The following is a 24,392-nucleotide window of genomic DNA, read 5'->3' on the forward strand; positions in this document are numbered from 1 at the left end:
CCCGCTGGGCTGGTACACCGGCCGTACCGGCCCGAACACCCGCCGCATCGTGCGCGAGGAAGGCGGCTTCCTCTACGACAGCGACACCTACGATGACGACCTGCCCTACTGGGACCCGGCCAGCAGCGCCGACAAGCCGCACCTGGTGATCCCCTACACCCTGGACACCAACGACATGCGCTTCACCCAGGTGCAGGGCTTCAACTGCGGCGACGACTTCTACAACTACCTGCAGGACGCCTTCGACACCCTCTACGCCGAAGGTGAAGCCGGTGCCCCGAAGATGCTGTCGATCGGCATGCACTGCCGCCTGCTCGGCCGCCCGGCGCGTATCGCCGCCCTGGCCCGCTTCATCGACTACGTGAAGAGCCACGACAAGGTGTGGTTCGCCCGCCGCGTCGACATCGCACGCCACTGGCATGCCACCCACCCGTTCAAGCAAGAGAGCGTGAAATGAGCCGCTTCCAGACCCTGACCCCGTCGAGCCTGAATCGCGAGGCCTTCGTGGCCACCTTCGCCGACATCTACGAGCACTCGCCCTGGGTCGCCGAAAAAGCCTACGACCTCGGCCTCGATGCCACGGTCGACGATATCGACGGCCTGCACCAGCGCATGGCCGACATCCTGCTCAGTGCCAGCCGCGACCAGCAGCTGGCGCTGATCAACGCTCACCCGGATCTGGCCGGCAAGGCAGCCATCCGCGGCGAGCTCACCGCCTCCTCCACGTCGGAGCAGGCCGGTGCGGGCATCCACGAGTGCACAGCCGAGGAATTCGCCCGTTTCACCGAACTCAACGATGCCTACAAGGCCAAGTTCGGTTTTCCCTTCATCAAGGCGGTGAAAGGCAGCAACCGGCACCAGATCCTGGCGGCCTTCGAGGAGCGTATTCACAACTCCCCGGAGCAGGAATTCGCCACGGCCCTGGCCGAGATCAACAAGATCGCGCTGTTCCGCCTGCAGCCACTCTGACTGCAGACGGCTCCGCCACATTAACCTGATGAATAAGTAGAACCAGCATGCGCACTCTGAAGATCGAAGCGTTGACCAAGGAAGCTTTCGCCCCTTTCGGTGATGTCATCGAAACCGACGGCAGCGACTACTTCATGATCAACAACGGCTCTACCCGCCGCTACCACAAGCTGGCCACGGTCGAGACCGCGCAGCCCGAAGATCGGGCGATCATCAGCATCTTCAGCGCCGAGTCGCTCGAGATGCCGCTACGCATCCGCATGCTGGAACGCCATCCGCAGGGCAGCCAGGCCTTCATCCCGCTGCTCGGCAATCAATTTCTGGTCGTGGTCGCGCCACTTGGCGATGTACCTGTACCGGGTCTGGTCCGTGCCTTCCTCACCAATGGCAGGCAGGGCGTCAATTACCATCGCGGCGTTTGGCACCACCCGGTGCTGACGATCGAAAAGCGGGATGACTTCCTGGTGGTTGATCGCAGTGGTTCCGGCAACAACTGCGACGAGCATTACTTCACCGAGGACGAGCAACTGCTCCTCGACCCCCACCAATAAGAGAAGCCTGACGGGCTGCGTGTAGCCCGCGGGAAAGAGGTAACGATTGTGGAAGCACATCTGACCGAATGGCTGAACCTGGGCATCCGCTGGGTTCACATGATCACCGGCATCGCCTGGATCGGCGCATCCTTCTATTTCGTCTGGCTGGAAAACAACCTCAACCGCAGCAACCCCCGCGAAGGGCTGGCGGGTGACCTCTGGGCCATCCACGGCGGCGGCATCTACCACCTGGAAAAATACAAGCTGGCCCCGCCGAAAATGCCGGAGAACCTGCACTGGTTCAAATGGGAGGCCTACTTCACCTGGATGTCCGGCGTGGCGCTGTTGATGGTGGTCTACTACCTCAACCCCAGCCTGTACCTGATCAAGCCCGGCGTCGAGCTGGCCCCGGCCATGGCCATCGCCATCGGCGTCGGCGCCCTGATCGCCGGCTGGTTCATCTACGACCTGCTGTGCGACTCGCCGCTGGGCAAGACCCCCGCCCTGCTCGGCCTGGTCCTGTTCGTGCTGGTCATCGGCGCGGCCTGGGGCTTCTCCCAGGTGTTCAGTGGCCGTGGTGCCTACATCCACGTTGGCGCGCTGATCGGCACCATCATGGTCGGCAACGTGTTCCGCATCATCATGCCGGCCCAGCGTGCGCTGGTTAAGGCCATCGAGAACAACACCACGCCCGACCCGCGCCTGCCGGCCAAGGGCCTGCTGCGCTCGCGCCACAACAACTACTTCACCCTGCCGGTGCTGTTCATCATGATCAGCAACCACTTCCCGAGCACCTACGGCAGCCAATACAACTGGCTGATCCTGGCCGGCATCGCCATCGTCGCCGTGTTGATCCGTCACTACTTCAACACCCGCCACGACAGCAACAAGTTCGCCTGGACCCTGCCGGCCGGCGCACTCGGCATGATCTGCCTGGCCTTCATCACCTCGCCGAACTACAAGGCCGCCAGCGCGCCGATCGCCAACGTCACCCCGACTCCCCACGAGGAGAGCGTGGCCGCCGCGCCCAAGGCCGAAGCCACTGAGCCGGTGCAGGTCAACAAGGTCGAGGAAGTCTCCGAAAGCAAGCCCGCCGCCGCAGCCCAGGCGCCAGCCCAAGCCGCTGCAGCCACAGCACCGGCAGCTCCTGCCGCAGCCGCCGCTGGTGCGCCGAAGGTGGACAAGGTGGTCAGCGTGATCCATGAGCGCTGCACCGTGTGCCACTCGGCCAAGCCCACCAGCCCGATGTTCAGTGCCGCACCGGCCGGCGTGATGCTCGACACCGCCCAGGAGATGCAGGCCAACGCCGCGCGTATCCAGGCACAGAGCGTCGCCTCGCAGATCATGCCGCTGGGCAACATGACCCAGATGACCCAGGCCGAGCGCGACCTGATCGGCGCCTGGATCGCCCAGGGCGCGCGCATCGACTGATCTACCACGACGGGCCGCCCTACAGCCTCCCTGGCGGCCCTTCGCTTCGTGCCTGTCGCAAGACAGGCCTTTTTATCCCCCCGCCCCGGGCACTCGATTTATCTGGCTAACCCCAGACGGCCGACTGCACACGCCCGGGGATTTCCCGACCCGCCCTTTGGCGGGTTCTTTTTATCCCTCGCCCTACGCAAGCGACTCTGCGCACCACTCGTCGAGCAGTGGCTGCCTAGGATTTGCCATGCGCGGCAGCGCTCGCCAGAATCTCGCCCCGATTCGGCCCTGGGTGCTGAACACCCTTGGCGAGAGGAGTTGCCGTTGAGCGAACAGACATTGTCCATGCGCCTGGAACGCGTGGCCGCGCATGTACCGGCCGGCGCGCGACTGGCCGATATCGGCTCGGATCACGGCTACCTGCCGGTGGCCTTGGTGAGCCGTGGCGTCATCGCAGCGGCAGTCGCCGGAGAGGTCGCGCAGACACCCTATCGCGCTGCCGAACGCAGCGTGCGCGAGAGCGGCCTGAATGAGCAGATCAGTGTGCGCCTGGCCAACGGCCTTGCGGCAATCGAGCCGGGCGATGCGATCACCGCCATCAGCCTCTGCGGCATGGGCGGCGAGACGATCCGCGACATCCTCGAAAGCGGCAAGGCGCGCCTCAGCGGCCAGGAACGCCTGATCCTGCAGCCCAACGGCGGCGAGCAGCCGCTGCGCCAATGGCTGATGGAAAACGGCTACCGCATCCTCAGCGAAGAAGTGCTGTGGGAGAACCGCTTCGAATACGAAATCATCGTTGCCGAGCGCTGCGGGCCGGTGCGCTACACGGCCGAGGAGCTGTACTTCGGCCCACTGCAAATGCAGGCCCGCAGTCCGGCGTTCCTGGCCAAGTGGCAACGCCTGCTACACCTGAAGCAGCGGACTCTCAACGATCTCGCCCAGGCGCGCCAGGCCGTGCCCGCAGAGAAGCTGCAGGAGATTGACCAGCAGATTCGCTGGATCAGCGAACTGCTGGCCTGAGCTAGCGCGTCTCGTCGGAATCCTTTACCAGCCCGAAAGAGCATCCTCACAATTGCGGCTTGCATTACATACGAATATCCATATATTCGAAAAACCATATGTAATGATTGACCGCCGTGCTGACTCCCACCGATCTGTTCAAGTGCCTCTCCGACGAGACCCGCGCCCGAGCCACGCTGCTGATCGCCGAGCATGGCGAGTTGTGCGTCTGCGAGCTCATGTGCGCGCTGGACGATAGCCAGCCCAAGATCTCCCGCCACCTGGCGCTGATGCGCAGCAGCGGCCTGCTGCTCGATCGCCGCCAGGGCCAGTGGGTCTATTACCGACTCAATCCGGAGCTGCCGGGCTGGGTCACCGAGATTCTCCAGATAACGCTGCACGCCAACGTCGATTGGCTTGCGGACAACACCTCCCGCCTTTGCAACATGGATGGCCGCCCCGTCCGTACCTGCTGCTGATCCCGCCAAGAGTCCACCATGCTGATTGCCGCTGCGGTTTTTCTGTTCACCCTGGTATTGGTCATCTGGCAACCGCGAGGTCTTGGCGTGGGCTGGAGTGCTGCGCTGGGGGCCGTCATCGCCCTCGCCGTCGGCGCGGTATCACTGCACGACATTCCCACCGTGTGGGCCATCGTGTGGAATGCCACTGCGACCTTCATCGCGGTCATCATCATCAGCCTGTTGCTCGATGAGGCCGGTTTCTTCGAGTGGGCCGCCCTGCATGTGGCGCGCTGGGCGAATGGCAGCGGGCCACGCCTGTTCGCCTTCTGCGTGCTGCTGGGCGCCGCCGTCTCCGCGCTGTTTGCCAATGACGGCGCGGCGCTGATCCTCACGCCCATCGTCATCTCGATGCTGCTGGCCCTGCGCTTCTCCGCTGCGACGACGCTGGCCTTCGTCATGGCCGCCGGCTTTATTGCCGACACCGCCAGCTTGCCGCTGGTAGTGTCGAACCTGGTGAACATCGTCTCGGCGGATTACTTCGAGCTGGGCTTTGCCGAATATGCCGCGGTGATGGTGCCGGTCAACCTGGCCAGCGTCGCGGCTACCCTGCTGGTGCTCTACCTGTTCTTCCGCCGCGACATCCCGAGCCGCTACGACCCAGCAGAACTGAAAGCGCCGAGCGCGGCAGTCCGTGATCGCCCGACCTTCATCGTCGGCTGGTGGATGCTGCTGGTACTGCTGGTCGGCCTGTTTGCCCTGGAGCCACTGGGCATCCCGATCAGCGCAGTGGCGGCGGTGTGCGCGGCCATCCTCTTCGCGGTAGCGGCCAAGGGCCACGTGATCTCCACGCGCCGGGTGCTGCGCGAGGCGCCCTGGCAGATCGTGATCTTCTCGCTGGGCATGTATCTGGTGGTTTATGGCCTGAAGAATGCCGGCCTCACGGACGCCCTCACCCAGTTGCTCAACCGTCTCGCCGAACAAGGCCTGTGGGCCGCGGCCCTGGGCACCGGGTTGCTGTCGGCGGCGCTGTCGTCGGTGATGAACAACATGCCAAGCGTGCTGATCGGCGCCCTGTCCATCCAGGCCAGCGACTCCAGCGGCCTCGTCCGCGAGGCGATGATCTACGCCAACATCATCGGCTGCGACCTGGGACCTAAGATCACCCCCATCGGCAGCCTGGCCACCCTGCTCTGGTTGCATGTGCTAGAGCGCAAGGGCATCTGCATCACCTGGGGCTACTACTTCAAGGTCGGCATCCTGCTGACCCTTCCGGTTCTGCTGATCACCCTTTCCGCCTTGGCCCTGCGCCTGACCTTCTGATCGTTGCCCACGGGCACGGGAGCACAGCTATGAGAGTTCTCTTCATGTGTACGGCCAACAGCTGCCGCAGCATCCTCTCCGAAGCCATGTTCAACCACCTGGCACCCGAGGGCTTCGTAGCGGTCAGCGCCGGCAGCTTCCCCAAGGGCCAGGTGCTGCCGCGCAGCCTCACGACCTTGCAGCAGGCCGGCATCTCCATCGAGGGGCTGAGCAGCAAGGGCAACGATGCGTTCGCGGACAATCCTCCGGACATCGTCATCACCGTCTGCGACAAGGCTGCGGGCGAGGCATGCCCGGTGTACTTCGGCCCGGCGCTGAAGGCTCACTGGGGCCTGGAAGATCCGTCCGAGGTGCGTGGCGATGAGAATAAGGTGGACGCGGCCTTCCGCAGCACGCTGGCTCGGATTGAACAACGCTGCCGAGCATTCCTCGCCCTGCCCTTCGAGCGCCTGGATCGCGCGGAACTCCAGCAGGCACTGAACAACATAGGCACCCTGTAACTATCCCGGCCTCACGCCGCTCCTACGCAATACTGTCCCAGTGGCGCAGGTACGTATCGATGATGGCCAGCAATCGCTCGCGGCCAAAGCTGCCTTCATGCCCTGCATGTACCAATTCGATCGGCAGCTCCCGTAACCGCTGCAGCGAGGTGGCGTAGTCACCGATATTGGCGTGGGGAATAGCGTCGAGCAGTTCAGCGTCGTACACCACATCGCCTGAGAACAGGGTGCCCGTGCGGTGTTCGAACAAGGCGATGCTGCCGGGTGAGTGACCAGGCAGATGCAGCACCTCGAAGTGGCGGTCGCCCAGGTCGAGGATGTCCCGATCCGCCAGGTAGCCGGTCGGCACCGCCGGCGGCAATTGCCATAGCTCGGGGTCGAAGCCAGGCGTCGGCAAGGCATCGATCACCAGCCTGTCGCCGCCCAGGTCGGGCATGTACAGCGCAAGCCAGTGGTCGCCATCGATGACCAGGCGGTTATCGCTGTCGGGCTGGATGAAATACGGCGCTTCGGCGGCGTGGCACAGCCTGCATTCGAACTCGTGCAGGCCGCCCATATGGTCGAGGTGACTGTGGGTCGCCACCGCGCTCACCGGCTTGTGGAACAGGTCGCGTGCCGCCTGGCGCAGGCTGCCGACACCCAGACCGGTGTCGATCAGCAGGTCGCGATCACGGCCGGGCACATGCCAGATATTGCAGCGCAGCATGGGGTGCACGTGCGGCTCCCACAGCAGCGTGATGCCATCAGCCAATGTGCGCCTGGCGAACCAGGCGTCCGCTACCTTGAGCGCCATACCGCTACTCCCCGACCTGGGTTCTGAAGCCTGCCCATACCCGAGTACGTTCGCGCAGGGTGCGCGCCGGCAGCGGCTCTTCGCCGAACAGGGTTTGGCGCCGCTCGGCCGAGGGGAACAGCGTTTCATCCTCGCGCAGCTCCGTGGGGAGCCTGTCGATGGAGGCGCGGTTGGCGTTGGCGTAGTACAGCGCATTGGTCATCTCGGCCATCGACTCGGCATCGGTCACGAACTCGATGAACGCCTTCGCCTCCGCGGCATGGGGCGCATCTGCCGGGATCGCCAGGGTGTCGATCCAGGCCAGGGTGCCTTCCCTGGGAATCTGGTAACCGACGGTGAACGGCTTGCCGGCCGCCGTCGCCTGCCCTTTGGCGACCACAGCATCGCCGTTGTAGGTCAGCGCCAGACACAGGTCGCCGTTGGCCAGGTCGTTGCTCTGCTTGCCGAAGGCGATGTAGCGCAGGTTCGGCCGCAGCTGCTCGAGCAGCTGCTTGGCCGCGCCATAGTCGGCGGAGCTCTGGCTGTAGGGGTTCTTGCCGAGGTAATGCAGGGCGATGCTCATGACCTCCTGGGGAGAGTCGATGATGGCAATGCCGCAGTCCTTGAGCTTGCTGGCGTACTCCGGCTTGAACAGCAGGTCGAAGCTGTTGAGCGGTGCGCCGGGAATGCGTTTCTCGACCGCATCCTGGTTGTAGGCCAGGCCGGTGGTGCCCCAGGCGTAGGGCACGGCGTAGAGGTTGCCGGGGTCGACCTGGGCGAGCTGGCCGAGCAATTGCGCATCGTACTGCCCTGCCGCCTTGTACTGCTGCATAGCCGTTGGCTGCAGCGCCTTGGCGCGGATCAGCCGGTCGAGCATGGCCACACCCGGCACCACCACGTCGTAGCCGCTATGGCCGGTCAGCAGCTTCGCCTCGAGGATGTCGGCGCTGTCGAAGCTGTCGTACTTCACCCGGATGCCAGTCTGCTGTTCGAAGCGCGCCAGGGTCTCGGAGGCGATATAGCCCGCCCAGCCATAGACATTGACCGTACGCGCCGCCTCGGCGGCAGCGGCATTGGAAGCAGCCAGCAACAGGCCGGTCGCGCTCAGCACAAATGCGGGAATCGATCTCAGGTTGTTCATCGGCAATGCACCAGTTCAGGAGTGATGGCCGATTCTTCGTGGCAGGCTAAAGCGCAGACAAGCTATATGTTTTAATGAAAAACCATTTAGAAAAACTAAACACATGCCATGCCCACTCCCGCGCTGAACAACCTGCGAGTCTTCGAGTCCGTCGCCCGCCTCGGCCATATGGGTGCAGCGGCTGCCGAGCTGCATATCACTCCGGGCGCCGTGAGCCAGCAGATCAAGAGCCTGCAGTCCTCGCTGGGCGTGGAGCTGTTCAGTCGCCAGGGCCGGCACCTGATCCTCACCCCGGCCGGCCTGTCGCTGCACCGCTCGGTCGCCAAGGGCCTGCAAGAAATCAGCGAAGGGCTCGAACAGGCGATCAGCCAGTCGCATCAAGCCCTGCCGACGACCACCCTGACCATCTCCACCGAGCCGATGTTCGGTGCGGCCTGGCTGGTGCCCAGGCTGATCGACTTCCAGGTGGCCAACCCGCACATCCGCCTGCGCATCATCGCGGCCAGCCACGCCTCGGAAGTGGACTGGAAGAAGGCCGACATCGCCCTGCTATATGCCGCCCCGCCCTGGGAAGGCCTGTGGTGGCGGCCGCTGCGCAACCTGCACATGTTCCCGGTGTGCAGCCCGCAGCTGCTGCAGGGGCCCGATGCGCTGCGCCAGCCCTACGATCTGGTGCACCACCGCCTGCTGCATGAAGACGACGGCACCCTGTGGCGGCGCTGGCTGCTGGAGGCCCGCGTGCCCTACCCCGGCGACGCGGACCTGCATATCGAGAGCTTCAGCATGGCCTTGCAGGCCGCGCGCGACGGCTACGGCGTGGCGCTCTCGGATGAATTCAACTCGCGCCGCGACCTAGACCAGGGACTGCTGGTGCGCCCCTTCGCCCTCGAAGTGCCGGCCGGCCTCGGCTATTTCTGCCTGTGTCCCGAAGAGCAGCGGCACATCCCGGAGGTCGCCCACCTTATCGACTGGTTGTTGACCAGCGCCACCCAGGAAGAATTGCCCAGCGACGCAGCGCCCATGAACAACTCGCCAGCATGAAAAAAGCGGCGCATCTGCGCCGCTTTTTCCTGAAACCGAAGCTCGTCAGTGAGCGTGTTCGGTTCTTCGTTTACGCGGCTTCAAGGCGTGCTCGCCCTCCTCGCCGCCCTCCAGGATCGGCACCTCCTTGCCATCGCAATCGAACAGCTTGCCATCGCGGAAGTAGTCGCCCTCGTTGAGCGCGGCGACGTCCTGATAACGCAGGGTGCGCTCGCTGGCGGCGACGAACACCGACTGCTGGTCGGAGTTGCCGGCGCGCAGGTGGTTGAACAGCAGGTTGAGCAGGATCGCCATGATCGCGGCCGAGCTGATGCCCGAGTGGAAGATGGTTTCGAACCAGGCCGGGAAGTGGTGATAGAAGGTCGGCGCGGCGATCGGGATCATGCCGAAGCCGATCGAGGTGGCGACAATGATCAGGTTCATGTTGTTGCGGTAGTCGACCTGGGCCAGGGTGCGGATGCCGCTGGCCGCGACGGTGCCGAACAGCACCACGCCGGCGCCGCCGAGCACCGCGGTGGGCACCGCGGCGATCAGGCGCCCCATTACCGGCAGCAGGCCGAGGGTAACCAGGATCAGGCCGGCAGTGGCCACCACATAGCGGCTCTTCACGCCGGTCACAGCAACCAAGCCGACGTTCTGCGCGAAGGCACTCTGGGTGAAGGAGCCGAACAGCGGCGCCAGGGCGCTGGAGATCATGTCCGCACGCAGGCCATCGCCCAGGCGCTTGGAGTCGACCTTGGTCTCGATGATCTCGCCGACGGCGAGGATGTCCGCCGAGGTTTCGACCATGGTCACGATGATCACGATCAGCATCGACAGAATGGCGGCCACCTGGAACTCCGGCGGGCCGAAGTGCAGCGGTTGCGGTAGCGCCACCAGCGAGCCTTCGAGCACCTGGGAGAAGTCGGTCATGCCGAAGCCGGCCGCGACCAAAGTGCCGATAACCATGGCCAGCAGGATCGATAGGCGCGAGATGCTGGCACTACCGAGCTTGCTGAGCAGCAGTACGGTGGCCAGGGTGAATGCGGCCAGGCCGATGTTGGCGGTGCTGCCGAAGTCCGGCGCCGAGCTGTTGCCACCCATGGCCCAGCGCGCCGCGACCGGCATCAGGGTCAGGCCGATGGTGGTGATGACGATGCCGGTCACCAGTGGCGGGAAGAACTTGGTGATGCGTGAGAACACCGGCGTGATCAGCAGACCGATCAACGAGGCGGCAATCACCGCACCGAACACGGCGGGAAAGCCTCCTGCACCGTTGCTGCCGATGATGGCGATCATGGTCGCCACACCGGCGAAGGATACGCCCTGCACTAACGGTAGGCGGCAGCCGAAGAACGGCAGGCCCAGGGTCTGCAGCAGGGTGGCGAGACCACCGGCGAACAGCGATGCAGCGATCAGCATGCCGATGTCGGCGGGAGAGAGACCGGCGGCCTGGCCGACGATCAACGGGACGGCGACGATACCGCCGTACATGGTGAGCACATGTTGCAGGCCGTAGGCCAGGTTGGCTCCGATACCGAGGTTTTCGTCTTCTGGACGGGGGGAAGCGGAAGAAGTCATGTTCAGTTGCTCGCGTTTGTTGTTCTGGCGCGTCTCACAACACGTACTGGCGCACAATCAGATCATTTCTGTACACACATTCCATGCCACGTGCATCCCAACGAATGCACGCGGCGTTACAGCCGACGACCTTAGAAGTACACCTTGGCTATCCAGCTGAAGGTGTTCTGGTCGGTGCCGCCGAGGATCTCGTCACCCAGGAAGCTGTCGTCGTCGATGCCGTACTTGTTCTTCCAGTAGTCGTACTCGATACCCACGTAGAGCTGCTTGGCACCCCAGCCCAGGGCCTTGCCCAGGTCGTACTTGATCTGCGGGTTGAAGTGCAGGTTGGCGTGGTAGGTACCGCGGCTGTTCTCGTCGTTGTCCACGACCCAGTCCATGAAACCGTCGATGACCACGTCGGAGTCGCCCACCGGGATGGTGTAGCTCCAGGCCGGGGTGATCTGCCAAACGTCGTCGCCGGGGCGGCTGCCGTCGGTGGTGCGGTTGTAGAAGTTGAGCTGGAAGAAGTCGAAGCCGGGGATGGCCAGGTCGAAGCCCGGGCCGATCAGGTAGGACTCGGTATCGCCCTCGCCGAACTCGTAGGTCATGGCCAGCAGCACGTCGGTGACCGGTCCGAACTGGATCTTCTGGTCGAAGATCTTGCCCACTGACAGGCGCGGCTGGAACTCGCCGTAGTAGGTGTTGCTGCCGACCTGGGAGTCGTCTTCGCCGTTGTAGAAGATCTTGTCGAAGAAGAAGAAGTTGTCGCCGTACTTCCAGCCATCGGCATGCTCGAAGGTCAGGGTCTGCTGGATGTTCGGGTTGACCTTGTAACTCTGGCCGTAGAGGTAGGTCAGGCTGTTGCTCTGCCAGTGCAGCAGACCTTCGGCCGATGCCGGGGCGGCGGCCAGACAGGTGGCGGCGAGCGCCAGGGAATGGGGCAGATAGCGCAGTTGCATGGTGATGTCCTTATTGTTTTGAGGTTGCAGTTGTCCCGTCCACGATCCGACCTCCACGGCGAGCGGCTAGCAGACAGGTGATAGGGAAACGGAGTGGCTCAGCCGACCAGGCGGCTGGCTTGTTGGCACCGCATTGGTGCGACCTGCCGCTGTGCACGGCGCAGCACTGCACCAGGCACGAGCAGCCTGCGTGGCTGGCCGGGCAACGGGCTCAGCATGGCGCGGGCAGCGACAGGGAATAGAGTCGGGACGAGGCCTGGCTGGGCAGCCGGCCACTGGCAGAGAACGGAGCTAGCTCCGTGAAAGACGGATGAACTCATGGGTAAAAGCCTGCCTGTTGTTGTTTTCGGTCGTGGGCTTAATTGGGTGTTTCACGGACACCCATGCGTTACGTCATCGGTAAAGCTTGACTTCAAATTCAGCTTTTATCCGTTATACACCCTGTAAACAGCTCAAACAATATTTTGATACAGGAATGTATACATTTATCCAAACAGCTGTTTACTTGTTCTCACCGCGCTTTTCTTTCTGGCGTTTGAGGAAGTCGACCTTCCATTGCTCCATGCCCAGGTACTCGGAATTCAGGCCGGTTTCCACGCCATGACGCTCCTTGAGTGCCGCGATCTCGCTGGCCTTGGCCTGCAGGAACTGGTCGAAGCGTTTCAGCAGTTGCGCCTGGCGCACACTGGAAAGGTGGAAGCTGCCGCGGCTGTGCGGCAGCGATGGATCGAACACCAGCGCGCCCGGGCGGGTGCGGATGTTGTCCAGGTAGTAGGTCGCCACCACCACGTTGTAGTAGGCGCCCTGCGCCTCATCGCGCATGGCCAGGCGCAGCATCTGCTTGAGGTCGGCGGCGCGCACCAGTTGGGTCTTGCCGGCAGCAATGCGCTCCTGGTAATCGCCGGGAGTCCAACCTTCGACCAGGGCCAGGCGCTGCAAGTGTTCGACGCCCTGCCCCAGCTTGGCCGGCGCCACCAGCACACCGTCCACGTAGCTCACCACCGGCTGGCTGTAGGCGACGCCGGCACCCTGCTTGGCGCCTATGGCCCAGCGCGGGCTGTCCGGGTACTTGAAGTCGACGTTGCCATCGAGCAGTTGCTGCGTCAGCTGGCTGACCGGAAAGGCCTGGTAGCGCAGCTCGATGCCGGCATCGCGGGCGAACAGGTCGAGCACTTCGCGGGCGAAGCCGCGGTACTCGCCCTGCTCGTCCTGCCAGTAGTGCGGTTGAAAGGCTTGTTGCTCGACACCGACCACGTAGGTCTGTGCCAGTGCGCCGTCGGCGCACAACAGGCTGGCGACGAGCCAGCCGAATACCCGAGGTTTCATGACCTTCTCCTTGTTTTCGTTTCGGGTAGGCGCGCGCATGCCCCGCGAGCCAGAAGCCCGCGGAGCAAACGCACAGGGTTATTCGCCGGTGACCAGTTGCCGCGCCAGCTGGTTGTGGCGCTCCAGCACCCGCGGCAGGTCGACGGTAGTGATGCGTCCTTCACTGACCACCACGCGGCCGTTGATCACGCTGGTGTCGACGTGGGTCGGGGTGCAGAACACCAGAGCCGCCAGCGGGTCGTGGTGGGCGCCGGCATAGGCCACGTGGCCGAGGTCGAAGGCCACGAAGTCCGCCACCATGCCCGGCGCCAGGGCACCGATATCGTTGCGGTTGAGCACCTTGGCGCCGCCTAGGGTGGCGATCTCCAGCGCCTCGCGAGCGGTCATCGCATCCGGGCCGAAACCGACTCGTTGCAGCAGCAGCGCCTGGCGTACTTCGCCGATCATGCTGGCGCCATCGTTGGAGGCCGAGCCGTCGACACCCAGGCCGACCGACACGCCGTGGTCGCGCATCTTGCGGATCGGCGCGATGCCCGAGGCCAGGCGCATGTTCGAGCACGGGCAGTGAGCCACGCCGGTGCCGGTGCGGGCGAACAGCTCGATGCCGTGCTGGTCGAGTTGCACGCAGTGGGCGTGCCACACGTCATGGCCGACCCAGCCCAGGTCCTCGGCGTACTCGGCCGGGGTCATGCCGAACTTCTCGCGGCTGTAGGCGATGTCGTTGACGTTCTCGGCCAGGTGGGTGTGCAGCGACACGCCGTAGTTGCGCGCCAGCACCGCCGCTTCGCGCATCAGGTCGCGGCTCACCGAGAACGGCGAGCACGGCGCCACCACCACACGCAGCATCGAGCCGTGCGAGGCGTCGTGGTAATCCTCGATCAGACGCTGCGACTCCTTGAGGATGTCGGCCTCCTTCTCCACCACCGAATCCGGCGGCAGGCCGCCCTGGCTGCGACCGACGCTCATGCTGCCGCGCGCGGCGTGGAAGCGCATGCCGATCTCGCCGGCGGCGTGGATGCTGTCGTCCAGCTTGCAGCCGTTCGGGTAGATGTACAGGTGGTCGCTGGAGGTGGTGCAGCCGGAGAGGATCAGCTCGGCCATGGCGGTCTGCGTCGACACCGAGATCATCTCCGGGGTCAGCCGCGCCCAGATCGGGTAGAGGTTGGTCAGCCAGTTGAACAGCTCGCCATCCTGCGCCGCCGGCACCACGCGGGTCAGGCTCTGGTACATGTGGTGGTGGGTGTTGACCAGGCCGGGAATGACCACCTTGCCAGTCATGTCGAGCACCACGTCGGCGCTCTGCGGCAGTTCATCCGAGGGGCCGACCTGCTTGATCAGGTTGCCCTCGATATACAGGCCACCACGTTTGATCTCGCGGCGCGAGCCATCCATGGTCACCAGCAGTTCGGCGTTCTTTACCAGCAGTGTCTTGGGCATTTGGGAATTCCTTGGCCTAGCAATGGCTTTTGTTTTTAGTCGATAGGAGCGAAACGGAATTCCTGGATTCGAGCGCAGCGGTCCTGGCTAGGCGCCCTGTCGAAGACAGTACGTTGAGTACGGCGAGACAGGGCAACGACGCCAGGGCGAATCCAGGGATTTCGTTCAGCCGCCGGTCATGCTCATGAAGCGGACTACTTGAACCTGCTGGTCCGCCTCGAAGTAATGGCGCTCGGGCTTGAGCCGCAGCGCATCGATCAATGCCGCGCGCAGCCGCTCGCCATCGCCAGGATGGCGACGCATCAGCGCCTTGAGATCGAGCGCGCCCTCGTGGCCGAGGCACAGCACCAGCTTGCCCTCGGCGGTGACCCGTACGCGGTTGCACTCGCCGCAGAAATTGCGGCTGTGCGGCGAGATGAAGCCGACCCGGGTATCGCTGCCGAGCACCTGCCAGTAGCGCGACGGCCCGCCGCTACGGTGGCTGCTGGGCAATAGCTGGAAGCGGCTGGCGACGCGCTCGCGCACCTCGTCGGAGGTACACAGAGTGACCTTGCGCTCGTGGCTGGAGATGCTGCCGAGCGGCATCTCCTCGATGAAACTGATATCCAACCCGCGGGCCACGGCGAACGCCACCAGGTCTTCGACCTCGTCATCGTTGCGGCCTTTCTGCACCACGGTGTTGAGCTTGATGCGGCGGAACCCGGCGGCGCGGGCCGCCTCGATGCCCTGCAGCACCTGGTCGAGGCTGTCGCGCCGGGTGAAGGCGGCGAAGCGCTCGCGCTGCAGGGAATCCAGGCTGACGTTCAGGCGATTCACCCCAGCCTCACGCAGGGCCGGCGCCATATGCGCCAGCTGCGAACCGTTGGTGGTGATGGCCAGGTCTTCCAGCTCGTCACGCGCGCCGAGGCGCGTCAGCAGGGAGAGCAGGTTCTTGCGCACCAGCGGTTCGCCGCCGGTGATACGGATGCGCTTCACCCCCAAGCCGATAAAGGCATCGGCCACGGCATGCAGTTCTTCCAGGGTGAGGATCTGGGCGCGTGGAGCGAAGACCATGTCCTCGCTCATGCAATAGGTGCAGCGAAAGTCGCAGCGGTCGGTGACCGACAATCGCAGGTAGGTGATCCGGCGCCCGAAAGGGTCGATCAGCTGTGGGTCTTGCATGGCTTGAGCCTGTCGCAATACGCAGCGGCGATTACCGCTGTCGTAGGCGCCGAAGAATGGAAACAGAAGTTATTATTTTTGTATACAGGAAATTCATCCAGCACCTTGCTTGAGAGCCCCGCAAAGCCGGTGCTACCATGCCAAACCCTCGCCGGGCGGCCTTCCTGGGCCATGGACGAGTCATTCAAGGAGACCATGTGAGTAGTATTCGCGAGCGCAACAAGGCACTGATCCTGCAAGCCGCGAGCCAGGAATTCGCCGACAAGGGCTTCGCCGCCGCCAAGACCAACGACATCGCTGACAAGGCCGGCCTGCCCAAACCCAACGTCTACTACTACTTCAAGTCCAAGGAAAACCTCTACCGCGAGGTGCTCGAGAGCGTGATCGAGCGGCTCCTCGAGGCCTCCCAGCCGTTCGACGAGGACGGCCATCCCGAGCGCGTCCTGCGCGACTACATCCGCACCAAGATCGCCATTTCCCGCGACCTGCCCTATGCCTCCAAGGTATTCGCCAGCGAGATCATGCATGGCGCACCGCACCTCTCCGCCGAACGCACCGAGCAACTCAACGCCCAGGCGCGCTTCATCATCGGTTGCATCGAGCGCTGGATCAACCAGGGCCTGATGGCCAAGGTCGATGCCAGTCACCTGCTATTCAGCATCTGGGCCGCGACCCAGACCTACGCCGACTTCGACTGGCAGATCTCCATCGTCACCGGCAAGACCAGCCTCAGCGACGCCGACTACGAGGCCGCCGCCGAGACCATCACCCGCCTGGTGCTCAAGGGCTGCGAAGTGCAGCCGATCGCCGGCTGAGGCGACTCAAGCCACGCCCGGATCGGCCTGCAGGCGCATCGCTTCCAGCGCTACCACCGCGCAACGCTCGTCGACATCCGAGGCATCGCCGCTGATGCCAACCGCACCTATCACCTCCCCCAGCTGATCGCGAATCAGCACGCCACCCGGCGCCGGCACCAGGTTGCCGCCCGCCAGGGTATTGGCCGCACCGATAAAGGCCGGGCGCTGCTGGGCGTCGGCGGCGATCAGGCGCGAGCCCTTGCCCAGGGCGATCGCGCCCCACGCCTTACCGATGGCGATCTGCGGACGCAGCATGCTGGCGCCATCTTCACGCTGCAGACAGATCAGATGCCCACCCGCGTCCAGCACGGCCACGGTCAGCGGCGCCGTGCGCAGCTCACGCGCGGTGGTGAACGCCTGGCTGGCGATGCCCAGGGCGGTTTCCAGGTTCAGTTGAGGCATGGTCAAAGCTCCTTGTAGGACGGCGAGGCAGCATGCGACGCCACCGATTACACACATTGAATCTGTATTTTGTATACAATTATACGAGCAGATAAATCACAAAATCGCCACACCTCAATTGAAACGGCCGTTTCAAAACAAAATGCTTTCCTCACCAGCAGCGCTTGACCCTCGTCGAGAGCCGTGAATAGAATCTGCCGCACAACGCTTTGTATACACTTTTACTGGTATAGAGGAACAATAAATGGCCAGAATGAGAGCAATCGAAGCCGCAGTGCTGGTGCTGCGCCGTGAAGGCGTAGACACCGCGTTCGGCATCCCTGGCGCGGCGATCAACCCCTTCTATGCGGCGCTGAAGAAAGTTGGCGGGATCGACCACGTTCTGGCTCGTCACGTCGAAGGCGCCTCGCACATGGCCGAGGGCTACACCCGCACCAATCCGGGCAACATCGGCGTGTGCATCGGCACCTCCGGCCCGGCCGGCACCGACATGGTCACCGGCCTGTACTCGGCCTCTGCCGACTCCATTCCAATCCTTTGCATCACCGGCCAGGCGCCGCGTGCGCGTATGCACAAGGAAGACTTCCAGGCAGTCGACATCACCAGCATCGTCGGACCGGTAACCAAGTGGGCGACCACCGTCATGGAGCCGGGCCAAGTGCCGCGCGCCTTCCAGAAGGCCTTCTACGAGATGCGCAGCGGCCGCCCAGGCCCGGTGCTGATCGACCTGCCGTTCGACGTGCAGATGGCCGAGATCGAGTTCGACATCGACAGCTACGAGCCGCTGCCCCTGGCCAAGCCGAGCGCCACCCGCGCCCAGGCCGAGAAAGCCTTGAACATGCTCAACGCGGCCGAGCGCCCGCTGCTGGTCGCCGGTGGCGGCATCATCAACGCCGATGCCTCGGACAAGCTGGTGGAATTCGCCGAACTGACCGGCGTGCCGGTGATCCCGACCCTGATGGGCTGGGGCACGATCCCCGATGACCACCGCCTGATGGCCGGCATGTGCGGCCTGCAGACCTCGCATCGCTACGGCAACGCCACCCTGCTCGAATCCGACCTGGTGTTCGGCATCGGCAACCGCTGGGCCAACCGCCACACCGGCTCAGTCGAGGTCTACACCGAGGGCCGCAAGTTCATCCACGTGGACATCGAACCGACCCAGATCGGCCGCGTGTTCAATCCGGACCTGGGCATCGTCTCCGACGCTGGTGCCGCACTGGATGCCTTTATCGAAGTGGCCCGCGAGTGGAAAGCCGCCGGCAAGCTGAAGGACCGCAGCGCCTGGGTCGAATCCTGCCGCGAGCGCAAGCGCACCCTGCAGCGCAAGACCCACTTCGACAACGTGCCGGTCAAGCCGCAGCGCGTGTACGAGGAGATGAACGAGGCGTTCGGCAAGGACACCTGCTACGTCAGCACCATCGGCCTGTCGCAGATCGCCGGCGCGCAGTTCCTGCACGTCTACAAGCCACGTCACTGGATCAACTGTGGTCAGGCCGGCCCGCTGGGCTGGACCGTTCCGGCCGCCCTCGGCGTGGTCAAGGCCGATCCGGCGCGCCAGGTGGTGGCGCTGTCGGGTGACTACGACTTCCAGTTCATGATCGAGGAGCTGGCCGTCGGTGCGCAGTTCCACCTGCCGTACATCCACGTGCTGGTGAACAACTCCTACCTGGGCCTGATTCGCCAGGCGCAGCGCGGCTTCGACATGGACTACTGCGTGCAGCTGGCCTTCGAAAACATCAACGCGCCGGAGATCAACGGCTACGGCGTCGACCACGTCGCGGTGGTCGAGGGCCTGGGCTGCAAGGCGATCCGCGTGTTCGACCCGAACGAGCTGCAGAACGCCTTCGCCGAAGCCAAGCGCCTGATGGCCGAGTTCCGCGTGCCGGTGGTGGTCGAGGTGATCCTCGAGCGCGTCACCAACATTTCCATGGGCACCGAGATCAACGCGATCAACGAGTTCGAGGAACTGGCTGCGCGCGGTATCGACGCACCGACCGCCATCTCGCTGCTGGACTGACCCCATACGCCCCTCTCGCGCAGAGGGGCCGTTTCAAGGAGCCGTGACATGCCCCGTTTTGCCGCCAACCTGTCCATGCTGTTCACCGAAGTGGACTTCCTGGAGCGTTTCCCCGCTGCCGCCGAAGCCGGCTTCGGCGGTGTCGAGTATCTCTTCCCCTACGACTTCCCGGCCGAGCAGATCAAGGCTCAGCTGGACGCCAATGCGCTTACACAGGTGCTGTTCAACCTGCCGGCCGGCGATTGGGCCGCCGGTGAGCGCGGCATCGCCTGCAACCCGAGCCGCGTCGAGGAATTCCGCGCCGGCGTGGACAAGGCCATCGCCTACGCCCAGGTGCTGGGTAACAAGCAGATCAACTGCCTGGCCGGTATCCGCCCGCAGGGCTACGACTGCGCCACCGTGCGCCAGACCTTCGTCGACAACCTCAAGTACGCCGCCGGCAAGCTCGAGGCCGCCGGCATCCGCCTGGTCATGGAAATGATCAACACCCGCGACATCCCGGGTTTCTACCTGAACACCACCAAGCAGGCCCTGGAAATCCGCGAGGCCGTAGGCAGCGCCAACCTGTACCTGCAGTACGACATCTACCACATGCAGATCATGGAAGGTGACCTCGCCCGCACCGTGGAAGGCAACCTGGCCGTGATCAACCACGTGCAGCTGGCCGACAACCCGGGCCGCAACGAGCCGGGCACCGGCGAGATCAACTACCGCTTCCTGTTCGAGCATCTGGACCGCATCGGCTACCAGGGCTGGGTCGGCTGCGAATACAAGCCCAAGACCACCACTGCCGCCGGCCTCGGCTGGCTGAAAACCCATAACGCCATCTAACAAGAGGTATTTCACATGGCCAAGATCGGATTCATCGGCACCGGCATCATGGGCAAACCCATGGCGCAGAACCTGCAGAACGCAGGCCACACCCTGTTCTTCTCCGAGCACTTCGAGAAGGCCCCGGCCGAGCTGGTCGGCAGCAACGGCATCGCCCTGGCCAACCCCAAGGAAGTGGCCCAGGAAGCCGAGTTCATCATCGTCATGGTGCCGGACACCCCACAGGTCGAAGACGTGCTGTTCCGCAAGGACGGCATCGCCGAAGGCGTGGGCCCGAACAAGGTGGTGATCGACATGAGCTCGATCTCGCCGACCGCCACCAAGAAATTCGCCGAGAAGGTCAAGGCCACCGGCGCAGCCTACCTGGACGCCCCGGTGTCCGGCGGCGAAGTCGGCGCCAAGGCCGCGACCCTGTCGATCATGGTCGGTGGTTGCCCGAACGCCTTCGAACGCGCCCTGCCGCTGTTCCAGGCCATGGGCAAGAACATCACCCGCGTCGGTGGCAACGGTGATGGCCAGACTGCCAAGGTCGCCAACCAGATCATCGTCGCCCTGAACATCCAGGCCGTCGCCGAAGCCTTGCTGTTCGCCGCCAAGAACGGCGCCGACCCGGCCAAGGTGCGCGAGGCGCTGTCCGGCGGCTTCGCCGGCTCGAAGATTCTCGACGTACACGGCGAGCGCATGATCAAGGGCACCTTCGATCCAGGCTTCCGCATCAGCCTGCACCAGAAGGACCTCAACCTGGCCCTGTCCGGCGCCAAGGAGCTGGGCCTGAACCTGCCCAACACCGCCAACGCGCAACAGGTGTTCAGCACCTGCGCCGCCATCGGTGGCAGCAACTGGGACCACTCCGCGCTGATCAAGGGCCTGGAGCACATGGCGAACTTCAACATTCGCGGTGAGTAAGAACACCCCCTCGCCCATCGGGTGAGGGACGGGGCAGGTCTCGTCAGCCTGCCCTAACACCCTATCGACCTTCCTGGCCTGCGGAGTCACGGCCCAAGGGCCAGGTTGGTCGATTCCACTGCACAGCCGCCGTGCGCGACGGCTGTGCAGTGCAATCGACCGCACCACGACAAGAATCGGCACCCGGAGCCTGACATGACCCTCGACCCACAACGCCTGCTGCGCGACCTGTTCGCCACTGCCATCGCCGCCGCCCATCCCGACCAGGTGCTGGCCGACCACCTGCCCGCCGACCGCAGCGGCAAGGTCATCGTCATCGGCGCCGGCAAGGCTGCCGCGGCCATGGCGGCGGTGATCGAGCGCGAATGGCAGGGCGAGGTCAGCGGCCTGGTGGTGACCCGTTACGAGCACGGCGCCGACTGCCGCAAGATCGAAGTCGTCGAGGCCGCTCACCCGGTGCCGGACGACGCCGGCGAGCGTGTCGCCCGCCGCGTGCTGGAGCTGGTCAGCAACCTCAACGAGAACGACCGGGTGATCTTCCTGCTCTCCGGCGGCGGCTCGTCGCTGCTGGCGCTGCCGGCCGAAGGCATCAGCCTCAAGGACAAGCAGGCGATCAACAAGGCGCTGCTGCGCTCCGGCGCGACCATCGGCGAGATGAACTGCGTGCGCAAGCACCTCTCCGCCATCAAGGGTGGGCGCCTGGCCAAGGCCAGCTGGCCGGCCAGCGTGTACACCTACGCGATCTCCGATGTGCCGGGCGATGAAGCCACGGTGATCGCCTCCGGCCCCACCGTCGGCGACCCGACCACCTCGCTCGAAGCCCTGGCGATCCTCGCCCGCTACGCCATCGACATTCCGGCCAACGTGCGCACCTGGCTGCAGGACCCGCGCTCGGAAACAGTCAAGCCGGGCGACCCGTGCCTGGCGCGCAGCCACTTCCAGATCATCGCCACGCCGCAGCAGTCGCTGGACGCCGCCGCCGCCCGCGCGCGCAAGGCCGGCTTCGAAGCGCTGATCCTCGGCGACCTGGAGGGCGAATCCCGCGAAGTGGCCAAGGTGCACGCCGGCATCGCCCGCCAGGCGCTGCTGCATGGCCAGCCGATCAAGCCGCCCTGCGTGATCCTCTCCGGTGGCGAGACCACCGTGACCGTACGCGGCAATGGCCGTGGCGGGCGCAACGCCGAATTCCTGCTCAGCCTGACCAACAGCCTCAAGGGCCTACCGGGCGTCTACGCCCTGGCCGGCGACACCGACGGCATCGACGGCTCGGAAGACAACGCCGCCGCCATCATGACGCCCTACAGCTTCGCCCGCGCCGGCCTGCAGCAGCTGGATGCCGAGGCCGAACTGGCCAACAACAACGGCTATGGCTACTTCGCCGCCCTCGACGAACTGGTGGTCACCGGCCCGACCCGCACCAACGTCAACGATTTCCGCGCCATTCTCATCCTCGGAAGTAACGAATGATGTACGCCGACAAGAAAGTGAAGATTCTCGCCACGCTCGGTCCAGCCATCCGGGGGGCGGACGATATCCGCGCCCTGGTGGAGTCCGGGGTCAACCTGTTCCGTCTCAACTTCAGCCACGGCGAGCATGCCGACCATGCCATGCGCCATGGTTGGGTGCGCGAGGTCGAGCGCCAGCTGGACACGCCGCTGGGCGTGCTGATGGACCTGCAGGGTCCGAAGCTGCGCGTCGGCCGTTTCGCCGACGGCAAGACCCACCTGTTCAAGGGCCAGGCCTTCCGCCTCGACCTCGACGACACGCCGGGCAACGACGTGCGGGTCAACCTGCCGCATCCGGAGATCATCGCCGCCCTGCAGCCGGGCATGAGCCTACTGCTGGACGACGGCCGCCTGCGCCTGCAGGTGACCAGCAAGCACGCCGACGCCATCGACACCATGGTGATCGCCGGCGGCGAGCTGTCCGACCGCAAGGGCGTCAACGTGCCGGAGGCGGTGCTGCAGCTCTCGCCACTGACCGCCAAGGACCGTCGTGACCTGAGCTTCGGCCTGGAGCTGGGCGTGGACTGGGTCGCCCTGTCCTTCGTCCAGCGCCCCGAGGACATCGTCGAGGCCCGCGCCCTGATCGGCGACAAGGCTGCCCTGCTGGCCAAGATCGAGAAGCCCTCGGCGGTGCAGCACCTGGAAGAGATCGCCCGCCTGTGCGATGCGATCATGGTCGCGCGCGGTGACCTCGGCGTCGAAGTGCCGGCGGAAAACGTGCCGCGCATCCAGAAGGACATCGTGCGCACCTGCCGCCGCCTCGGCCGGCCGGTAGTGGTGGCCACGCAGATGCTCGAATCCATGCGCTTCTCCCCCGCGCCGACCCGCGCCGAGGTCACCGATGTGGCCAACGCAGTGGCCGAAGGCGCCGATGCGGTGATGCTGTCGGCCGAGACAGCCTCTGGCGACTACCCGCTGGAAACCGTGCAGATGATGAGCAAGATCATCCGCCAGGTGGAGAACGGCCCGGACTTCCAGAGCCAGCTCGACGTCAACCGCCCGCAGGCCGAGGCCACGGTGAGCGACGCCATCAGCTGCGCGATTCGCCGCATCAGCGCCATCCTGCCGGTGGCCGCGCTGGTCAACTACACCGAGTCCGGCGCTTCCAGCCTGCGCGCCTCGCGCGAGCGGCCCAAGGCGCCGATCCTCAGCCTCAGCCCGAGCCTGCAGGTGGCCCGCCGCCTGAGCCTGGCCTGGGGCGTGTATTCGGTGGTCAAGGAGCGTCTGCAGGAGGCCGAGCAGGTCACCGGCACCGCTCTGGAAGTGGCGCGCGCGCAAGGTATGGCGCGTAGCGGCGACACTTTGGTGATCACCGCCGGCGTACCGCTGGGCCAGCCCGGCAGCACCAACATGCTGCGCATCGAGCAGCTCGGCTGATGCCATGCCCCTGGCCAGTGGTTTTCGCGCCCTGCTCTGCGCCTTCGCGCAGATCTTCCTGCAGCAACGTCCGGGCTTCGGCCTGGCGGTGCTGCTGGCGCTGCTGATCGGGGCACCCGAACTCCTCGGCGACGCCCTGCTCGGCGCGCTGGCCGGCAACCTGGTGGCGCAACGCCGCGGCTATGACCAGGCCGATATCGATGCCGGCCTGTACGGCTACAACGGCGCGCTGATCGGCCTGCTGCTGAGCCTGAAGCTGGACTGGGCGCCGCTATTGCCCCTGCTGGTGGTCACCCTCGCCGGACTGTCCAGCCTGCTGCTACGGCCCTGGCTGCACGCCGCACGCACACAGCAGTGGCTACCCGCCTACACCCTGCCCTTCGTCCTCTGCGGCTGGGCCCTGCCCTGGCTGGCCGGGCTGCTGGCTATGCCCACCGCACCGGCGGCGGCGCCTGCACTACTGGCTGAACAAGGTTGGTTGGCTGCCATCGAAGCGACCCTGCGCGGCCTTGGTCAGGTGATCTTCCTCAACCATCCGCTCGCCGGCCTCTGCCTGCTGCTCGGCCTGCTGTTGTGCAACAGGCGTAGCGCGGCCTGGGCGCTGGCCGCCGCGGCGCTGCCGGTGGCACTGGCATTGGTGCATGAACAACCGCTGGAGCAGGCTTTCGCCGGCCTGCTGGGCTACAGCCCGGTGCTGGCGGCCATCGCCCTGACGCAGACCTATCGCCGCCCCTGGGCGCCGCTGGCGGGTTTATTGCTGAGCCTGGCCCTGCAGCCCGGCTTCGCCGCGCTGGGCCTGGCACCGCTGACCATGCCCTTCATCCTCGCCTGCTGGCTGGTGGTGGCGAGCACCCAGCTGCTGCGTCGCGCAGCCCTGGAATCGGCGCCGCTCTCGCGCCGCCTGCCCTAAG

23 protein-coding genes and 1 pseudogene are annotated in these 24,392 nt (G+C 65.0%); 16 read left to right on the top strand and 8 right to left on the bottom strand.

The window, feature by feature from the left end:
* The 8 genes and pseudogenes from IP89_RS15485 to IP89_RS15520 form a co-directional block, all read left to right on the top strand.
* Positions 1 to 457 (top strand): annotated as a pseudogene (locus IP89_RS15485) (allantoinase); the annotation flags it as partial.
* On the top strand, positions 454 to 969 hold the full coding sequence (uraD, locus tag IP89_RS15490; RefSeq protein ID WP_043310509.1) for a 2-oxo-4-hydroxy-4-carboxy-5-ureidoimidazoline decarboxylase: 516 nt from the start codon (positions 454 to 456) through the stop codon (positions 967 to 969). The pseudogene IP89_RS15485 and the gene uraD, both read left to right, overlap by 4 nt.
* Positions 970 to 1,016: 47 nt before the next feature.
* The gene (locus tag IP89_RS15495) at positions 1,017 to 1,520 is read left to right on the top strand and encodes an ureidoglycolate lyase (protein WP_043310510.1); all 504 of its coding nucleotides are present in this window, start codon (positions 1,017 to 1,019) and stop codon (positions 1,518 to 1,520) included.
* A gap of 48 nt (positions 1,521 to 1,568) precedes the next feature.
* Positions 1,569 to 2,933, top strand: a complete 1,365-nt coding sequence (locus IP89_RS15500; protein WP_043310511.1) for a urate hydroxylase PuuD — start codon at positions 1,569 to 1,571, stop codon at positions 2,931 to 2,933.
* A 315-nt stretch (positions 2,934 to 3,248) separates the two neighbouring features.
* Positions 3,249 to 3,944 carry a tRNA (adenine(22)-N(1))-methyltransferase TrmK gene (locus IP89_RS15505; RefSeq protein ID WP_043310512.1) on the top strand — a complete coding sequence of 232 codons (696 nt, stop codon included), beginning with the start codon at positions 3,249 to 3,251 and terminating at the stop codon, positions 3,942 to 3,944.
* 116 nt (positions 3,945 to 4,060) lie between these two features.
* Positions 4,061 to 4,402: a metalloregulator ArsR/SmtB family transcription factor gene (locus tag IP89_RS15510; RefSeq protein WP_043310514.1), complete on the top strand. Its 342-nt coding sequence runs from the start codon at positions 4,061 to 4,063 to the stop codon at positions 4,400 to 4,402.
* Between the two features lie 18 nt (positions 4,403 to 4,420).
* Positions 4,421 to 5,704, top strand: coding sequence for an arsenic transporter (locus IP89_RS15515; protein ID WP_043310515.1), 1,284 nt, complete (start codon positions 4,421 to 4,423; stop codon positions 5,702 to 5,704).
* Between the two features lie 29 nt (positions 5,705 to 5,733).
* Positions 5,734 to 6,204 carry an arsenate reductase ArsC gene (locus IP89_RS15520; RefSeq protein ID WP_043310516.1) on the top strand — a complete coding sequence of 157 codons (471 nt, stop codon included), beginning with the start codon at positions 5,734 to 5,736 and terminating at the stop codon, positions 6,202 to 6,204.
* Between the two features lie 22 nt (positions 6,205 to 6,226).
* Here IP89_RS15520 and IP89_RS15525 read toward each other — a convergent pair whose 3' ends face one another.
* Positions 6,227 to 6,997 (bottom strand): MBL fold metallo-hydrolase, encoded by a 771-nt coding sequence (locus tag IP89_RS15525; protein ID WP_043310517.1) that lies wholly within the window; start codon positions 6,995 to 6,997, stop codon positions 6,227 to 6,229.
* A gap of 4 nt (positions 6,998 to 7,001) precedes the next feature.
* Complete coding sequence (locus IP89_RS15530; protein ID WP_052081110.1) at positions 7,002 to 8,117, bottom strand: extracellular solute-binding protein; 1,116 nt, start codon at positions 8,115 to 8,117, stop codon at positions 7,002 to 7,004.
* 108 nt (positions 8,118 to 8,225) lie between these two features.
* On the opposite strand from IP89_RS15530, the gene IP89_RS15535 reads away from it, so the two are divergent.
* Complete coding sequence (locus IP89_RS15535; RefSeq protein WP_043310518.1) at positions 8,226 to 9,158, top strand: LysR substrate-binding domain-containing protein; 933 nt, start codon at positions 8,226 to 8,228, stop codon at positions 9,156 to 9,158.
* 45 nt (positions 9,159 to 9,203) lie between these two features.
* Here IP89_RS15535 and IP89_RS15540 read toward each other — a convergent pair whose 3' ends face one another.
* The 5 genes from IP89_RS15540 to moaA form a co-directional block, all read right to left on the bottom strand.
* Positions 9,204 to 10,718, bottom strand: a complete 1,515-nt coding sequence (locus IP89_RS15540; protein WP_043310519.1) for a nucleobase:cation symporter-2 family protein — start codon at positions 10,716 to 10,718, stop codon at positions 9,204 to 9,206.
* A 131-nt stretch (positions 10,719 to 10,849) separates the two neighbouring features.
* Positions 10,850 to 11,659, bottom strand: a complete 810-nt coding sequence (locus IP89_RS15545) for an outer membrane protein OmpK (RefSeq protein ID WP_043310520.1) — start codon at positions 11,657 to 11,659, stop codon at positions 10,850 to 10,852.
* 501 nt (positions 11,660 to 12,160) lie between these two features.
* Positions 12,161 to 12,985, bottom strand: a complete 825-nt coding sequence (locus tag IP89_RS15550; protein WP_043310521.1) for an ABC transporter substrate-binding protein — start codon at positions 12,983 to 12,985, stop codon at positions 12,161 to 12,163.
* 78 nt (positions 12,986 to 13,063) lie between these two features.
* Positions 13,064 to 14,422 (bottom strand): 8-oxoguanine deaminase, encoded by a 1,359-nt coding sequence (locus IP89_RS15555; RefSeq protein ID WP_043310522.1) that lies wholly within the window; start codon positions 14,420 to 14,422, stop codon positions 13,064 to 13,066.
* Between the two features lie 165 nt (positions 14,423 to 14,587).
* Complete coding sequence (gene moaA / locus IP89_RS15560; protein ID WP_043310523.1) at positions 14,588 to 15,583, bottom strand: GTP 3',8-cyclase MoaA; 996 nt, start codon at positions 15,581 to 15,583, stop codon at positions 14,588 to 14,590.
* A gap of 197 nt (positions 15,584 to 15,780) precedes the next feature.
* Between moaA and IP89_RS15565 the strand changes: the two genes are divergently transcribed.
* On the top strand, positions 15,781 to 16,398 hold the full coding sequence (locus tag IP89_RS15565) for a TetR/AcrR family transcriptional regulator (RefSeq protein ID WP_043310524.1): 618 nt from the start codon (positions 15,781 to 15,783) through the stop codon (positions 16,396 to 16,398).
* A gap of 6 nt (positions 16,399 to 16,404) precedes the next feature.
* On the opposite strand, the gene IP89_RS15570 is transcribed toward IP89_RS15565, so the two are convergent.
* On the bottom strand, positions 16,405 to 16,842 hold the full coding sequence (locus tag IP89_RS15570) for a heme-binding protein (protein ID WP_043310525.1): 438 nt from the start codon (positions 16,840 to 16,842) through the stop codon (positions 16,405 to 16,407).
* Between the two features lie 244 nt (positions 16,843 to 17,086).
* Here IP89_RS15570 and gcl point away from each other — a divergent pair, with 244 nt between their 5' ends.
* From gcl to IP89_RS15600, 6 genes are all read left to right on the top strand, one after another.
* Complete coding sequence (gene gcl, locus IP89_RS15575; protein WP_043310526.1) at positions 17,087 to 18,862, top strand: glyoxylate carboligase; 1,776 nt, start codon at positions 17,087 to 17,089, stop codon at positions 18,860 to 18,862.
* Between the two features lie 48 nt (positions 18,863 to 18,910).
* The gene (hyi, locus tag IP89_RS15580; RefSeq protein ID WP_043310527.1) at positions 18,911 to 19,693 is read left to right on the top strand and encodes a hydroxypyruvate isomerase; all 783 of its coding nucleotides are present in this window, start codon (positions 18,911 to 18,913) and stop codon (positions 19,691 to 19,693) included.
* A gap of 15 nt (positions 19,694 to 19,708) precedes the next feature.
* The gene (locus tag IP89_RS15585) at positions 19,709 to 20,599 is read left to right on the top strand and encodes a 2-hydroxy-3-oxopropionate reductase (protein ID WP_043310528.1); all 891 of its coding nucleotides are present in this window, start codon (positions 19,709 to 19,711) and stop codon (positions 20,597 to 20,599) included.
* A 195-nt stretch (positions 20,600 to 20,794) separates the two neighbouring features.
* Entirely contained in the window at positions 20,795 to 22,066 is a 1,272-nt protein-coding gene (locus tag IP89_RS15590; RefSeq protein WP_043310529.1) for a glycerate kinase, read from the top strand.
* Complete coding sequence (pyk, locus tag IP89_RS15595; RefSeq protein ID WP_043310592.1) at positions 22,066 to 23,481, top strand: pyruvate kinase; 1,416 nt, start codon at positions 22,066 to 22,068, stop codon at positions 23,479 to 23,481. Before IP89_RS15590 ends, pyk begins: the two co-directional genes overlap by 1 nt.
* 4 nt (positions 23,482 to 23,485) lie before the next feature.
* A complete protein-coding gene (locus IP89_RS15600; protein ID WP_043310530.1) occupies positions 23,486 to 24,391 on the top strand; it encodes an urea transporter in 906 nt (301 codons plus the stop codon).
* Position 24,392: the final 1 nt, after the last annotated feature.

Source organism: Pseudomonas sp. ML96, assembly GCF_000761545.1.
In the GTDB taxonomy this organism is placed as follows: domain Bacteria; phylum Pseudomonadota; class Gammaproteobacteria; order Pseudomonadales; family Pseudomonadaceae; genus Aquipseudomonas.

Bases quoted from the DNA above. Each gene is read 5' to 3' on its own strand.
- uraD (WP_043310509.1), top strand. From the start codon at position 454: ATGAGCCGCTTCCAGACCCTGACCCCGTCGAGCCTGAATCGCGAGGCC.
- IP89_RS15495 (WP_043310510.1), top strand. From the start codon at position 1,017: ATGCGCACTCTGAAGATCGAAGCGTTGACCAAGGAAGCTTTCGCCCCT.
- IP89_RS15515 (WP_043310515.1), top strand. From the start codon at position 4,421: ATGCTGATTGCCGCTGCGGTTTTTCTGTTCACCCTGGTATTGGTCATC.
- IP89_RS15520 (WP_043310516.1), top strand. From the start codon at position 5,734: ATGAGAGTTCTCTTCATGTGTACGGCCAACAGCTGCCGCAGCATCCTC.
- IP89_RS15525 (WP_043310517.1), bottom strand. From the start codon at position 6,997: ATGGCGCTCAAGGTAGCGGACGCCTGGTTCGCCAGGCGCACATTGGCT.
- IP89_RS15530 (WP_052081110.1), bottom strand. From the start codon at position 8,117: ATGAACAACCTGAGATCGATTCCCGCATTTGTGCTGAGCGCGACCGGC.
- IP89_RS15535 (WP_043310518.1), top strand. From the start codon at position 8,226: ATGCCCACTCCCGCGCTGAACAACCTGCGAGTCTTCGAGTCCGTCGCC.
- IP89_RS15540 (WP_043310519.1), bottom strand. From the start codon at position 10,718: ATGACTTCTTCCGCTTCCCCCCGTCCAGAAGACGAAAACCTCGGTATC.
- IP89_RS15545 (WP_043310520.1), bottom strand. From the start codon at position 11,659: ATGCAACTGCGCTATCTGCCCCATTCCCTGGCGCTCGCCGCCACCTGT.
- IP89_RS15550 (WP_043310521.1), bottom strand. From the start codon at position 12,985: ATGAAACCTCGGGTATTCGGCTGGCTCGTCGCCAGCCTGTTGTGCGCC.
- IP89_RS15555 (WP_043310522.1), bottom strand. From the start codon at position 14,422: ATGCCCAAGACACTGCTGGTAAAGAACGCCGAACTGCTGGTGACCATG.
- moaA (WP_043310523.1), bottom strand. From the start codon at position 15,583: ATGCAAGACCCACAGCTGATCGACCCTTTCGGGCGCCGGATCACCTAC.
- IP89_RS15570 (WP_043310525.1), bottom strand. From the start codon at position 16,842: ATGCCTCAACTGAACCTGGAAACCGCCCTGGGCATCGCCAGCCAGGCG.
- gcl (WP_043310526.1), top strand. From the start codon at position 17,087: ATGGCCAGAATGAGAGCAATCGAAGCCGCAGTGCTGGTGCTGCGCCGT.
- hyi (WP_043310527.1), top strand. From the start codon at position 18,911: ATGCCCCGTTTTGCCGCCAACCTGTCCATGCTGTTCACCGAAGTGGAC.
- IP89_RS15585 (WP_043310528.1), top strand. From the start codon at position 19,709: ATGGCCAAGATCGGATTCATCGGCACCGGCATCATGGGCAAACCCATG.
- IP89_RS15590 (WP_043310529.1), top strand. From the start codon at position 20,795: ATGACCCTCGACCCACAACGCCTGCTGCGCGACCTGTTCGCCACTGCC.
- pyk (WP_043310592.1), top strand. From the start codon at position 22,066: ATGTACGCCGACAAGAAAGTGAAGATTCTCGCCACGCTCGGTCCAGCC.
- IP89_RS15600 (WP_043310530.1), top strand. From the start codon at position 23,486: ATGCCCCTGGCCAGTGGTTTTCGCGCCCTGCTCTGCGCCTTCGCGCAG.